Here is a 14,571-nt window from a genome sequence, read left to right as displayed (position 1 = left end):
TGATATAATTAAAAAATTTAATATAATATTATGTCTATAGATAATATTCTTGTTTAAATGGAAACATTATATAGCAAAAACAAGCTTTTTTTTATTTTAGCATTTATAGTCATCGGAACTCGTTTAATATTCTCATGGCTTGACATGAGCTTTATCCTTGGAAGAGTTGTAGATGATGCATTCTATTATTTTAAGACAACTCAGAATATTGTAAAAGAACATACATCTACTTTTGACGGAATAAACAAAACAAACGGGTATCATCCTCTTTGGATGTTTTCAATCCTCCCAATATTTTATCTGACAAATGGCAACGAAGAACTCTCAATACACTTTGTTATGACGCTTCAGGCAGTAATTCTTGGAGCCATAATATTTCTTTTAGGAAAGATTCTCTACAGAGAGTTCGGATCCCCATATCCTATTGTTACCCTTGCCATATTTATGTGGCCTCGTTTCTTAAGCCAAACCGAATATGGCCTTGAGGCAGGCCTGCTTATATTCCTTTTGCTATTATCAGTAAACTACTGTTTGAACCACTGTATTCTGACTTCTCATGGGAATTTCAGGAAAAACCTCATTTTTGGAATAATTCTCACTCTCATTTTTCTCGCAAGACTTGACTCTATCTTTTACTTTATATCAATAGTATCCTACCTAACATTCAATATTCAAAACAATGTCTTGATACCAGAAACACGGCAGAAAATAGGAACATACTTAAAAAAGATTCTTACCATCTTTATTCCAGCATCTTTCATCCCCCTCCCTTATCTTGCATGGAATTACTCCTCATTCGGGCATATAACCCCCATTAGCGGAAGTCTGAAACATTCCTTTCCTACCCCATCATTTAGCCCTGAATACTTTTATCAGTTTATTGATTTTTCTGTTATTTTTTTTATTGCAATTGGGTTTTTTGTTCTTACACTATTCAAAAATAAGGCAATAAAAAACTTAGCTCCAAACATAGAATACAGAGCTGTATTGATAGTTCTTGCTATTTATGTAATAATACATTTTTTTGATACACTCCTCTTTATGAAATGGGCAGTTTTTAGATGGCATTTTGCAGGATATACTGTTTTTCTCCTCTTAGTCATGCCTCTTATCATCCGTGCAGCAGAGGAAAAACTTCAGCACTATTTTCCTGGCATCAAACAACCATCTTTTTTCTTAGCATCACTTCTCATCATACTTGCATTATTAGCTCAGTTTGCTTCTGTAAAAAGATCTGTTGAGAATAGATTTCAGTACGAAGGTTACAGGGAAGCTCTCTGGATTAAGGAGAATACCTCCCCTGATGACATTTTCATGCTTGAGGATGCTGGAATTATCTCCTATTTTTCAAATAGAAGAATTGTAAATATTGATGGTGTCATTAACAATTTTGAGTTTCAGGACTATCTCAAGGAGGGAAAGTTTCTTGACTATATCAGAGAAAAAAATATAAAATATTTTGTACACCATGCTTTTTGGGACAACCCTGATGTTAGAAGTGGAAATTATGATAAATATCTTTTTAAAAGTTTTAGCCATTTATATGATGTATTTGGTGGAACATTGACATTAAAAAAATCTGATGAAATTTATCGTTCAAAAGAGTATAATCATTTTGGAAGAAAAACAATGTTTATAATCTGGAAAATAAATAATACAATTTTCTGATTTTCGACTATCTGTATATTTAATATCGCTTAAGCATAACCAAGTCTTTTAAATCATCTAATGAATTTTCTAAGCTAGATTATGACTGATACAACTAAAAATAATTCACTTAATACAACATTCTTTTCAGAATTAAAAGGGCTAATTATACCATTGTTTCTCATTGGCTTTTTAGATGGTGTTCTAGTTACAGCCGGCACCATTCTCCTTAACGACAGAATCATATCTTTTTCAGATGCTTTTGTGATTTCTCTGTACATGATACTACTTTACACTATTCTTATATCTATCGCAGGGACTGTCATTTTTAGTGGAATATATGTCTCACTTCTATTCATCAAGCCATCATTTATTATTAAAAAACCATTTAAGCAATCTGTGTTTTTGATTATTTTCTCTCTGATTCTTTTTTCCCAATTTCTGAATAAATTTATTCGTGCTTATTCTTATTACTCTGTCTTCCCATTTGCTGACAACTACTGGAAAATGGCAATATTAATGTGGTGTGCTGTCATTGTATCAGCAATAATTTCAATTATCCTTGCAAAATTATCTGCAACCATATATTTAAACATTCTTAGAAAATCTCATGAGGTATTAAATCCAGTTATAATTATCACTATAATTGTTTTTGCTTATATCTTATTTCTTGTTTCCCCAATCTTTTATAATAGGTCTAAAATATCAGTTAATACAATACCAACTGAAAAAATAAAAGTGAGAGATTCTTTTTCTGAAAACAAGGTCTTTCTTATAGGTGTAGATGGAGCAACATGGGATATTATAGACCCAATGATAAAAAGGGGAGGATTAAATAACTTAAAAAGACTTATTGATAATGGCGTTAGAAGTCATATTAAAACTTCAATACCTACAGAGTCTCCAATCTTATGGACTTCAATCGCTACTGGTAAAAATCCTAAGAAACACGGAATAAAATCCTTTATATTAATATCACTTAACGGTGTAAGCAAGCCATTGTGTCAAGTTTTCCAAGAAGGGATATTTGGCAAACTACAATATCTCAAGTTTACAGGATTAACAAGAGTATATCCTATAAATCCTATTTATAGAAAAACTCCTGCTATTTGGAATATACTCACACAAAATAAGAAAAAAGTCTTAATGGCGAATTGGTTTTTCTCCTATCCAGCAGAAATAATTAATGGTTATTTTATATCTGACAGATTCCTTTTAAATACTGGAGACTATGAAAATGATTTAAATAAATATCAATGCTATAGAGAAGATTTAATTTATCCAACTAACTTATGCCGTGAAATTTCTGACAATATAACATCTTACATTTCACCTGAAATTAAAAAGCGTAACTTTGTATCATCTTATGTAAAGTATACTTATACATCAGAAAATATCTATTTCAACATTGCAAAACGATTACTTGCAGCATCTAATAATATAGATTTCTTTGCTCTATATTTCAGAGGAACAGATGATTTTGAGCACCATTTTTGGAAATATACTGACATAGATAAATTCCCATGGGTAAATAAAGTAGAAAAAAAGAAATATGAAAATTTAATATATGATTATTATCAGCAAGTAGATGAATATGTAGGAGATTTATTGCAGTATAAAGATGCTAATACAACTTTTTTTGTAATTTCAGATCATGGCCACGAACCAATATTTAATTTTTTTTCTAATAATATATCTGGTGGACATGAAATTGGTTCTGATGGGATTTTTATAGCAAGTGGCAAGAATATTTCTGGTACCTTCCACAGTCAAATCCCGACTATTTATGATATAACTCCTACAATTTTATATCTTTTAGGTTTGCCAATTGGAAAGGATATGGATGGCAAAGTATTAACTGAAATAATTGACAAGGATTTGCTCTCAAAATATCCTCCAACAACAATAGAAACCTATGATACAAACTATAATCCAAAAAATCTGTTCAAAAAAGAGAATGAAAACTTAATAAAGGATGAGATAATGATGGAAAAATTGAAAGCTCTAGGTTACATAAATTGACATTACAACTGAAAATATTTTCTATAATTTTATTTTTATGAAAGAAACAACCTGAATACCCTGTGCGGAAGCATGTGGTAATTTACTTCTAATCTGCCTAATAACATCATCCCTTGGTTTTAATAAATAAAATAGTAAAGATTACAGTTGTAAAAATAATAAATACCCACATATGCAGTTTTGAAAATTCAGTTATCAAAATACCGCAAACAGGGCTTTTATAAATTCTCTTTTCTGACAATTCATTCTGAAAAAACCTTTCAACAAATATTTTTTTCCCATCGCTCCATTTAAAAAAATCAAAATAAAAAAGGGAAGAATAATAATTCATGAGTATAATTTGTTCATTCAGGCTCTTAATAAATCTTTTTTTAGAAAAGGAGTGATCTCTTTCCCATTTATGGTCAGCAGCTTCTTTAAAAAAAGTTAATCTTTTACCATCTTCTGAAAGGATCTTCAAATTTAATACATCAACGCTCTCAAACTTTTTAGCAGTTGATTCCAGCAAAAATGAATCATTTTTAAGCAAGTTATTAATTAATCTTAGCTCTGTTTTTGAAAAGCGAGAATAGGCTTCAATATAATCATTTACCTCAATTCTAAAACCAAATCCGTGAATAGTGTTTATAAATATTCCAGTGACTATTACAGCCAGTGAAATTGGAATATATGTTCTTTTTAAATCCCTTAAATGCATATTTGTTGTAATTTCTTTAGGTTTTATTACTAATCCTATTAACATCAAAATTAATAGACTGCTTTTTACATTGAGCCAAACATCTTCAATCGTACCAACTCTATTAGGGACTATCCATTGAATTACTTCATCAAACATCCCTACATAAAATGTAATTACAAATGACAATATATAGACAGTTAAATCTTTTATACTATTTTTTAATGCTTTAAATGTAAGTAATCCTAATATGCCGTATTCTACAAGATGAATCTTTTCAACTGGAAATTCATTCAGATTCTTAAGTAATAAAATATATAAAAAAGCAATTATTAAAAGCCACAAATAAGGCAATAGCATTCTTTCTTTTTTGTAGAAAAAAAGATAAATTAAGATTGAAAATATAAATGAAAAAGACAATAGATAAATTCCAAAAATTACAAAAGATTTCTGATCCTGAGATAAAACCTTCCACAAGAGAGGAGTATACGGTATTGTTAAGAAGATTATAATTGAAAACAAAAACACCTGTAACCAGTCAAAAAATATTTTTAATTTTATCATAAGTTTTTAAAATCAAATCCATATTAGAAAGGATGAAAGCCTTCAAATATTAATAATATTTTAGTAATCATATAACATTCTTAATAATTATTGACAAATAAAAAACCTTCCGAACCTAACTATACATAAAATATTATGAATATTAATCTTCAGTCTGGAGTAAACCCCTCTGTCTGTAATCTCAGGTTAGACTAAATTGACAGGGTTCAGGGTTTTGTTCTTTCTCAAAGAGTGGAGTGCACCCCTGTAGTTGGAGTATTTGGCATTAAGAATTAGGTTGTTTGTTCGACAGAGGAAGAGGCAAAGATCTTCCAGAAAGGAGTCGGACAGATGAAGAAGTACCGTCAATTCAGCGAGGAGTTCAAGAGGTCGCTGGTATCCCAGATAGACAGTGGGGCTATCAGCAAGGCAGCGGCTGGGAGAGAGAATGACATTTCCCCTTCTTTGATAAACTGTTGGCAAAAGCAGATTTACTAAGGCAGGATGCAGTCAAGTCCCACTGCCCGTGAGCGTCAGCTTGAGAAGGAGCTTGACCGTTACAAGAAGAAGGTTGGAGAGCTGACCATCCAGAATGAGCTTTTAAAAAAACTCAACAAGACTTATCCATCCATGAGAAGGTCCTGTGGGTGCGTTGTCACTGGGGAGATTGTGGGTCAGTCAGGGAGGGGTGCAAAATGATCGGACTGAGCGAGTCTACGTATTACTACAATCCAAAGGTATGCCGGAAAGACAGGGAACGGGTGGATGCAGACCTGCGGGATAAGATTGAGGACTTTACAGGCAAATTACTTGTGTTGGGGGTATCGGACATTGAGAGCCCAGCTTTGGCTTCGTTACGGTCTTCGGGTGAATGGAAAACGCATTTTGAGGGTTATGCACAAGTATGACCTGTTCCGGCATATCAAGAGGCGGTTCATCCAGACAACCGATTCTGAGCATTCCTTCCACATATATCCCAATCTTCTCAGAGGGATGGAGATAAAGGATGTGGGTTGATCCATCACTCTGCTCAAGGAGTCCAGTATGCCTGCAGAGATTACGTCAGGGAACTAGATTCTCATCAGCATGTTGGCTAAGGGCAACCCCTATGATAATGCCTATGCTGAGTCATTCTTTAAAACATTAAAAAACGAGGAGGTGTGCTTATGGGAATATGAGACTTTTACGGATGTCGTGGAACGCATTCCTGAGTTTATAGAAAAGGTCTACAACAGAAAGCGAGTTCATTCAGGAATTCAGTACTTGCCACCGGAAGAGTTTGAAGCTATATTGCTCGACAAAAACAGAAAACAATTGCTCGGACGGGTCACCCTAAAACTACACGGTTAAGCCTCCAGTCCAAAGGGTGCAGTCCAGAATCCTCTATTGTTTGTCAAAAAACTCTTTAAAACCCAGCCTATTAAGCCCTTCTTTCATAATCTGCCTTAATTCTTCAAGAAGAAAACATTTAAAGAGAAATACTAACAAAAAATAGGTTAAGGAGCTTATTATTATAGTTGTGTATGTATTGATTTCAAAAAATTCAAGAAAGAGTATTTCAGCATAAATTAAAATAGAAATGAATATAATTTTTTTTAAAATTCGAAAGCTGATTTTGATATTTATAAATTTATTAACAAATATCATAGCAATGACCAGTACGACTGCTTGTGTCAATACTGTTGAAACTGAAGCTCCTATAAAGCTAAATTTAGATATTAAGTAAAGGTTTAGAGATATATTTAAAACACTTCCGATAAAATCGGTTATTAAATTCAACCTCTGCATTCCTGCAGATATTAATAAAAAACCAAATATATTACCTATGAAAATAAATACAGTTCCCATGATTAGGATTTGTAAAGCTGATGTTGAGTTTTTAAAATTTTCTCCTCCAAGGATTAAAATAATCTTTTCAGCGGAAAGTATTGTTTCAATCGCAATAAATACTGAAACAATTATCATAATATCAAAAGTTTTTTGGATAAGACCCTGAAGGCTATTTTTATTCGTTTTAAATTGCTCTGACATTATTGGAAATATTGATACCATAATAGTACCGGGAACTAAAAGTGTTAAAAGTTCAATAAATTTGTATGCAAGATTGTAAAGCCCGACATCCTCGTTGCTTTTCATTAAAGATAACATTATGATATCAATTCTTCCATATATAATTGTTAATATTAAAGATATTCCTAATGGCAGCACTTCTTTGAGTAAATTTGGCCATAATTGTAAATGAATTTTAAACTTGGGTTTTATAAATTTGAAAGAAAAATAGATAGTGAGGATTAAGCTAATGATGGATGAAAGAACAAAACTAGCTATTATAAAATATAAATTTTTTGCATAAAATATAGTTCCTAATACAAGCCCTAAAAAAACAATCTTGCTTACAATATCAATCACAGCCTGATATTCCATTTTTAAGTATATTTGAAATAAGATTCTGAGAGTTTCAAAAGCAGAAATTGCGATAGTTATAGAAGCTATTGCAACTCCAACTTTGATATCATTCGAGTAGTTAAGCAGGCAGATAATTATAACAGAAAGAAAAATAGCTACCGTTGAAAATAATGTTTTAATGACTAAAGCATTTCCTATTAATATGTCTGCATTATTTTTTTCTTTTGATATTTCTCTTACTAGAATGCTATTTAATCCAAAATCGCCTAATAAAACAAAAAAAGAAATATATGTGAAAATGAATGTATATTTGCCATATCCTTCAGGTCCTAGATATCTTGTAAGGGATGTTGTAACAATTATAGATAGAACAAGAGTTATTGTTTTGCCAACTATCTGAATAATTGTATTTTTTGCGATATTAAATTGAAGACTCATTTAAGTAAATTACCACGTGCTTCCGCACTAAGCTGCTTATACGATTTTATTCTCATAATCTAAACGCCTCCTTTGGCTACCATCTATGATACCAAAGTATTGCGTTAGATTATTGAACCTGCCTAATAACTCTCTATTAATAAAATTATAGAGCTTTAATCAATAAACTTTAATTATCCTGATAAGGTTCGCCTTTAATGCATCCTAAAAATAATGCACTTGGATAAGCCTTGCTATCAGGATAATCCTCAATAATTTCTCCAGATAACAAAACTTCTTTCACAATTTCCTTGAAATTTCTCTTTCCATCATTCTTTCAAACGAATGCCTTTGCCATTCAATATTTCCATTTTTTACAGCAATTTTCAATTGTTCTATATCCACTGAAATTTACCAAAGAAAAAATATTTAATTTTGTGATTTTTTTACTCGGGGGGTTTTTATTAATATTTTTTATTTTAATTTATGCTGATAAAAGATTTTGTCAATAGTTTTCCTATTTTTAGGTTGACACTCTCTTAATATATAAGTAAAGATTTCGAGAAAAAGTCAGGCAAAATGCCTGACATATTTTTTTTAAGGGTAAATATTTAGAGCATACAAGGCATGGAAAAAAAAAATACTGAAAGAAAAATTATAATTTTATCCCTTGCTCTTTTTTTCTATTTTATATATCCAAAAACTCTTCACGCCTACATTGGTCCCGGTGCGGGGTTTGCTTTTCTGACCTCCTTTGCAACACTTTTCGTAACTTTCCTTCTGGCTTTCATTTCTATCCTCATCTGGCCCATCAGGCTGTTATTCAAAGCAATAAGAAGGAAGAAGGGATTTACAAAGACAAATGTGAACCGTGTTGTAATTGTGGGGCTTGATGGCCTTGACCCTCTTCTTGCAAGGAAATTTATGGATGAAGGAAAACTTCCAAATCTTGCAAAGATAAAGGAGCAGGGTTCGTTTACATGTCTTGGAACCACTTTGCCTGCAATGTCTCCTGTTGCGTGGTCCTCTTTTATTACAGGTGTTAATCCTTCAAAGCACAGCATCTTTGATTTTTTAAGCAGGAATAAGCAGACATACCTGCCAGAACTTTCTTCAAGTCAGGTAGGGAAGGCTCCAAAAGCTATTTCTTTGGGCAAATACCAGATTCCGATTGGCAAGCCAAAAATACAGTTGCTTCGCAAAAGCAAACCCTTCTGGAATATTTTGAGTGAAAAGGATATTACAAGCTCAATTTTAAGGGTTCCAATCACATTCCCGCCTGAGAAATTCAAAGGTGTTCTTTTATCAGCCATGTGTGTTCCTGATTTGAAGGGAACACAGGGGACATTTTCTTTTTACACGACAGAAACGAGCGAGAAGAAACACACAGGAGGAGTCCAGATACCAGTTAAACTTGAAGCAAATAAAATAACTTCCTATATCGCGGGACCGGAAAACTCTTTGCTTAAAAAACAGGAAGAGATGCGTATTCCATTCACAGTTACTATTGATAATGAAAAACAGGAAGCTGAAATTAAGATACAAGAAGAAAAGTTAAGGCTGAAACAGGGTGAATACTCAAAATGGATTAAGCTTACCTTTAAACCCGGGCTTGGAGTTAAGGTTAACGGTATATGCAGATTCTACATCAATGAAATTTCACCTGAGTTCAAACTCTATGTGACTCCGATTAATATTGACCCTGAGAATCCTGCTATGCCAATCTCCCATCCATTTTTCTATTCAATTTATCTGGCGAAGATGTTCGGGTCTTTTGCAACCTTGGGGCTTGCAGAAGATACATGGGCTTTAAATGAAAGAATAATTGATGAAGATGCATTCCTGAAGCAGTGCTACCTGATACAGGAAGAAAGAGAAAAGATGTTCTTCAATGCCCTTGAAAAAACCAAAAAAGGTGTCTGTGCATGTGTCTTTGATTCAACTGACAGAATCCAGCACATGTTCTGGCGCTACATTGACGAGGGACATCCGGCAAACAGGAATAAGGATACAGAAAAACACAGAAAAACCATTGAAGAACTTTATATGAAAATGGACAGCCTTGTTGGAAGGGTTATGGAGAAAATTGCCGAGAAGGACATCCTCATAATAATGTCAGACCATGGTTTCAAATCATTCAGGAGAGGAATAAATCTTAACTCGTGGCTCTATCTTAACGGTTATCTTGCACTTAAAAATGGAAATGAGAGCAGAGAATGGTTTAAGGATGTTGACTGGGAAAAGACTAAGGCTTATGCTCTTGGGCTTGGAGGAATGTATTTAAATATAAAGGGAAGGGAAGCAAAGGGGATTGTAAGTCCCGGTAAAGAAGCAGAAAAATTGAAAAAAGAAATCATCCAGAAGCTGAACGGGCTTAGGGATGAGGAAAAGGGAGAGGTTGCCATACAGGAGGTTTTTGACAGTTCAAAGATTTTTTCAGGTCCTTATGTGTCAAACTCACCTGACCTTTTCATAGGTTATAATATTGGCTACAGGGCTTCGTGGGATGGAGTGGCAGGAATAGTGAACCATACTGTTTTTGATGACAATGTGAAAAGCTGGAGCGGCGACCACTGCATTGACCCAAGGCTTGTTCCCGGAGTATTTTTCTGCAACAGGAAAATAGATGCTCAGTCTCCAGAGATTATTGACATAGCCCCGACTGTGCTGAAGCTTTTTGGCGTAGAAGTTCCTTCTTATATGGATGGGAAGCCATTAATAAATGGGTAAGGGTAAAAGGGTCAAGGGTTCCAGTGGTTGGGTTATTAGTTTTAAGTTATGGAATAATTATTAAATATAGGGACAGCCTTTATGGCTGTCCAATATAATGGACAGGGACAAGCCCTGTCCCTACAGTTATTAAGAATAAAAAATATGTTTAAACATTTTCAAATTACAAAAAAGAATTATTTCAGATTTACAGCAATTCTTATTTTTTTGATAGCTCTTATCAGCACAGTCTCAGGCTGTACCAAGAGCAAAGCTAATAATACATCTAAAAAAGTTCTTATCATTGGTTTTGACGGGATGGACCCGCAGCTTCTTGAAAGGATGATGGGTGAGGACAAAATGCCGAATTTCAGGCATCTTAAGGAGACAGGTTCATTTCTTCCTCTTCAGACAAGTATGCCTCCTCAGAGTCCTGTTGCATGGGCTAATTTTATAACTGGTCTGACACCGGGCGGGCACGGAATTTTTGATTTCATACATAATGATCCAAAGACAATGATTCCCTACCTTTCAACTTCAGAAACAAAGCCAGCCGGGAATACTATCAAACTTGGCAAATGGATAATTCCCTTATCAGGGGGAGAAGTTCTGCTTCTCAGGAAGGGAAAGGCATTTTGGGAGATTCTTGAGGATAAGGGGATTCCAACAACTGTTTTCAGAATTCCTTCAAATTTCCCTCCGGTTAAAACAGAAGGAAGGGCTCTTTCAGGAATGGGGACTCCTGACATAGTCGGTTCCTACGGAACTTTTTCATTCTATACCAACAGACCGGAAACAGAGAAAAAAGATGTTTCAGGTGGTAAAATATATGAAGCCAATGTTGCGGACAACAAGGTAGAGGGTAAGCTGATGGGTCCTCCGAATGCTTTTGTAAAAGATAATCCAACATCTACAGTAGATTTTGTACTCTATCTTGATCCAAAAAATCCAGTTGGCAAGGTTGTTGTAGGAGATAGGGAGGCAATTCTAAAGCAGGGTGAATGGAGCAGGTGGGTGAGAGTGGAGTTTGAAATGATTCCCTACATCCAGAGTGTTTATGGAATCTGTAAGTTTTTTTTAAAAGAGGTCAGACCTGATTTTAAACTCTATGTTAGCCCGGTAAATATTGATCCTTCAGCCCCTGCAATGCCGATTTCAACTCCGCAAGATTACTCTGAAGAGCTTTGCGAACAGTTTGGTTATTTCTACACACAAGGGATGCCAGAGGATACAAAGGCTTTGTCTGGCGGAATATTAAATGATGGTGAATATCTCCAGCAGTCAGATTTTGTTCTGAAGGAAAGAGAAGAGATGTTTGACTATGAATTGAACAGATTTAAATCAGGACTTCTTTTTTATTATTTTGGAACCACTGATTTAAATAGTCATATGTTCTGGAGAACAACTGACAAAACCCATCCAGCCTATGATAAAGAAAATGGAGAGAAGTATGCGAAAGTGATTGAAAACCTCTATATTGAAATGGACGGGGTTCTTGGAAAAGCTTTTAAAAAGATAGATAGCAATACTACTCTTATTGTAATGTCAGACCACGGTTTTGCTCCTTATTACCGCTCTTTTCAGATAAATACATGGCTCATGCAGAATGGTTATATTAAGCTGAACGATGAATCTGCTGGTGAAAGCAAGGAATTTTTTGAAAATGTTGACTGGTCAGGTACCAAGGCTTACTCACTTGGATTTAACGGACTTTACATCAACCGTACAGACAGGGAGGCTAACGGGATTGTGGAGCAGGGGCCTGAGTATGAAAAACTTTTGGATGAAATTTCAAAAAAACTTCTTGAAGCAAGAGACCCAAAAAATGGCGAGAAAGTAGTTTTACGAGTATATAAAGCATCTGAGATATATAAAGGTCCTTATGTAAAAAACTCACCTGACCTTTTAATTGGATATGCAAGAGGATACAGGACAGGATGGGAGGCAGCGCTTGGGGCAATACCAAAAGCTCTTTTAAAAGATAATACTGAAAAATGGAGCGGAGACCACTGCATGGCTGCAGAGGAAGTGCCCGGAATAATCCTGAGCAACAAAAAAATAAAACTGAAAAATCCATCTCTTACAGATTTAGCTCCAACTGTTCTTTCAGAGTTTGGGATTCCTAAATTAAAAGAGATGGTGGGTACCTCTATTTATTAAAATGGATATGAAAATATCAAATGACAAAGCTCAAAGTTCAAATAAATTCTAAAGCTCAAATGATTATTAAAACTTTTGATATTTGGATTTTGACATTCATTTGACATTTGCCTGCCTGCCGTCAGGCAGGGATTTTGAAATTTGGAACTTATTTTTAGGAGGACATATGTTTGGTTCAAAAATAAAATTAAACAAGGAATTGCTTGAAAAAGTGAAGAAGTATTCCCAGATTGCGGGGTATTCTTCTGTAGAGGAATTCATAACCCATGCCCTTGAAAAAGAGATAGCAAAGCTTGAGGAATCTGATTCAGAGGATGAGATAAAAAAGAAGCTTCAGGGACTGGGATACATCTCGTGAAAAGCTCAAATGTCAAAGTTCAAAATAAACTCATTTTGATATTTGGAATTAACTTATGTGGTTTTTGAATAATTTTTTAAACAAAATTTTTGACCTGTTTTTTTCTCCTTTCAGGGAAGTAAACCCTCTCTGGGGACTTAGCATAATTTCCTTTCTCACAGGAATTGTTATGCTTATTATTTTCCGCTACACTTCAAATCAGGAAGGGATAAAGGAGGCAAAGGAAAAAATAAAAGCTCACCTTCTTGAGGTGAGGCTTTTCAAGGATGACATGGGTTTAATACTTAATGCCCAGAAAAACATATTAAAGCATAATTTTACTTATATGAAATACTCAGTGATGCCTATGCTTGTTATGATGATTCCGGTTGTTCTTATACTGATACAGCTTAATTTCAGGTTTGGGTATTCTCCTCTGAAACCAGGGGATGATGCGATTGTTGTATTGAATATGAACAAAGGCATTAATGTGAACGGTATAGAAGCAAAAATTATCACTCACCCGGGCATAGAGGTAGAGACTCCGATTTTAAGAATTGATGAAAGGAAAGAAGTAGACTGGAGAATCAGGGCAAAGGAGTATGGAAATTTTGATTTGGAATTTCAGATTGGAGGAGAGAAATTTCATAAAAATATTAAAGTCACTGACAAACTTACAATGATTTCTCCAAAAAGAGTTTCCTCTGGTTTTTTTGATCTGATTTTTAATCCTGCAGAAAAACCGATTAAAAAGAACTCAGTTGTGGAATCAATTGAGATAAGATATTCTCCTACAGACCTAAATGTCTTTGGTTACAAAATCCACTGGCTTGTTATCTTCTTTGTCCTTTCAATTGCCTTCGGCTTTGCCTTCAAGGGTGTCTTTGGAGTACAGGTGTAGGGATTTACAGACGGACCCGGAAGTCATTGCGAGAAGCGATAGCGACGTGGCAATCTCAAAAATCTTTTGACATTCCCTCATTTAACATTCATTTGAACTTTGGATTTTGAGATTTGAATTTGTCATTTTGATCGCAGGCTAAAGCCTGCGGCTACCAAATTTTTCTTATTATAACTTACGAGAGTATAACAAGGTCTATGCTCTACAAACTTTCTGCTGATTTTGTTATCATTTTACACTTCCTCTGGATTCTATTCATAATCTTTGGAGCTCTTTGGGGAAGGTATAATAGAGCTGTGCGGAATATCCATATAGCAAGCCTTCTATTCAGCATTGTGAGCCAGATATTTTTCTGGATATGCCCACTGACCCATCTTGAAGTATGGTTACATGAGCAATACGACCCCTCTTTAGCTTACCCTAGCTCTTTTATTACCCATTACCTTGAGGAGATGATTTATGTTCAGATATCCTCAAGAACTATTCTAATACTCACCTTTGTGATTGTTGGGATGTCTGGAGTAATTTACTGGAAATTCCAGGTTAGAAAATAACTCCCCCTCACCCAGAGTCCTCTCCCGCAAGGGGAGAAGGAAGTTTTTGGACAGGGATAAACTCTGTCTCTACATTAAATCAACTAAAAGCTTCCTTATCTATCTTTAAGTCTTTATGACTCTTTTTGAAAAAAGATAAGCCCTCTTCTCAAAACCATTTTTTTCATAGAATTTATGTGCTTCTTCGCGGTGAAATGCT

Annotated in this window: 12 protein-coding genes; 10 read left to right on the top strand and 2 right to left on the bottom strand. The window is 34.4% G+C overall.

The window, feature by feature from the left end; translation table 11 throughout:
- Nucleotides 1-57 precede the first annotated feature (57 nt).
- The gene (locus A3H37_00995) at nt 58-1,668 is read left to right on the top strand and encodes a hypothetical protein (protein ID OGL49603.1); all 1,611 of its coding nucleotides are present in this window, start codon (nt 58-60) and stop codon (nt 1,666-1,668) included.
- An 81-nt stretch (nt 1,669-1,749) separates the two neighbouring features.
- Nucleotides 1,750-3,669 (top strand): hypothetical protein, encoded by a 1,920-nt coding sequence (locus A3H37_00990; protein OGL49602.1) that lies wholly within the window; start codon nt 1,750-1,752, stop codon nt 3,667-3,669.
- Between the two features lie 106 nt (nt 3,670-3,775).
- On the opposite strand, the gene A3H37_00985 is transcribed toward A3H37_00990, so the two are convergent.
- On the bottom strand, nt 3,776-4,909 hold the full coding sequence (locus A3H37_00985; protein ID OGL49601.1) for a hypothetical protein: 1,134 nt from the start codon (nt 4,907-4,909) through the stop codon (nt 3,776-3,778).
- Between the two features lie 483 nt (nt 4,910-5,392).
- Here A3H37_00985 and A3H37_00980 point away from each other — a divergent pair, with 483 nt between their 5' ends.
- From A3H37_00980 to A3H37_00970, 3 genes are all read left to right on the top strand, one after another.
- Nucleotides 5,393-5,587, top strand: a complete 195-nt coding sequence (locus tag A3H37_00980; GenBank protein OGL49600.1) for a hypothetical protein — start codon at nt 5,393-5,395, stop codon at nt 5,585-5,587.
- Nucleotides 5,584-5,796 (top strand): hypothetical protein, encoded by a 213-nt coding sequence (locus tag A3H37_00975; GenBank protein ID OGL49599.1) that lies wholly within the window; start codon nt 5,584-5,586, stop codon nt 5,794-5,796. Before A3H37_00980 ends, A3H37_00975 begins: the two co-directional genes overlap by 4 nt.
- A 178-nt stretch (nt 5,797-5,974) precedes the next feature.
- Entirely contained in the window at nt 5,975-6,238 is a 264-nt protein-coding gene (locus A3H37_00970; protein ID OGL49598.1) for a hypothetical protein, read from the top strand.
- 33 nt (nt 6,239-6,271) lie between these two features.
- Here the strand turns inward: A3H37_00970 and A3H37_00965 are convergent, their stop codons facing one another.
- Nucleotides 6,272-7,732 carry a hypothetical protein gene (locus tag A3H37_00965; GenBank protein ID OGL49597.1) on the bottom strand — a complete coding sequence of 487 codons (1,461 nt, stop codon included), beginning with the start codon at nt 7,730-7,732 and terminating at the stop codon, nt 6,272-6,274.
- Between the two features lie 843 nt (nt 7,733-8,575).
- On the opposite strand from A3H37_00965, the gene A3H37_00960 reads away from it, so the two are divergent.
- From A3H37_00960 to A3H37_00940, 5 genes are all read left to right on the top strand, one after another.
- Nucleotides 8,576-10,441: a nucleotide pyrophosphatase gene (locus tag A3H37_00960; GenBank protein ID OGL49743.1), complete on the top strand. Its 1,866-nt coding sequence runs from the start codon at nt 8,576-8,578 to the stop codon at nt 10,439-10,441.
- Nucleotides 10,442-10,585: 144 nt separating this feature from the next.
- On the top strand, nt 10,586-12,580 hold the full coding sequence (locus A3H37_00955) for a hypothetical protein (protein ID OGL49596.1): 1,995 nt from the start codon (nt 10,586-10,588) through the stop codon (nt 12,578-12,580).
- Nucleotides 12,581-12,746: 166 nt separating this feature from the next.
- Nucleotides 12,747-12,938, top strand: coding sequence for a hypothetical protein (locus A3H37_00950; GenBank protein OGL49595.1), 192 nt, complete (start codon nt 12,747-12,749; stop codon nt 12,936-12,938).
- A 55-nt stretch (nt 12,939-12,993) separates the two neighbouring features.
- Complete coding sequence (locus A3H37_00945; GenBank protein OGL49594.1) at nt 12,994-13,818, top strand: hypothetical protein; 825 nt, start codon at nt 12,994-12,996, stop codon at nt 13,816-13,818.
- 197 nt (nt 13,819-14,015) lie between these two features.
- On the top strand, nt 14,016-14,372 hold the full coding sequence (locus tag A3H37_00940) for a hypothetical protein (GenBank protein ID OGL49593.1): 357 nt from the start codon (nt 14,016-14,018) through the stop codon (nt 14,370-14,372).
- Nucleotides 14,373-14,571 lie beyond the last annotated feature (199 nt).

The sequence above is a fragment of the Candidatus Schekmanbacteria bacterium RIFCSPLOWO2_02_FULL_38_14 genome, from assembly GCA_001790855.1.
GTDB lineage: Bacteria > Schekmanbacteria > GWA2-38-11 > GWA2-38-11 > GWA2-38-11 > 2-02-FULL-38-14-A.
This window is presented reverse-complemented; position numbering and strand designations above follow the sequence as displayed.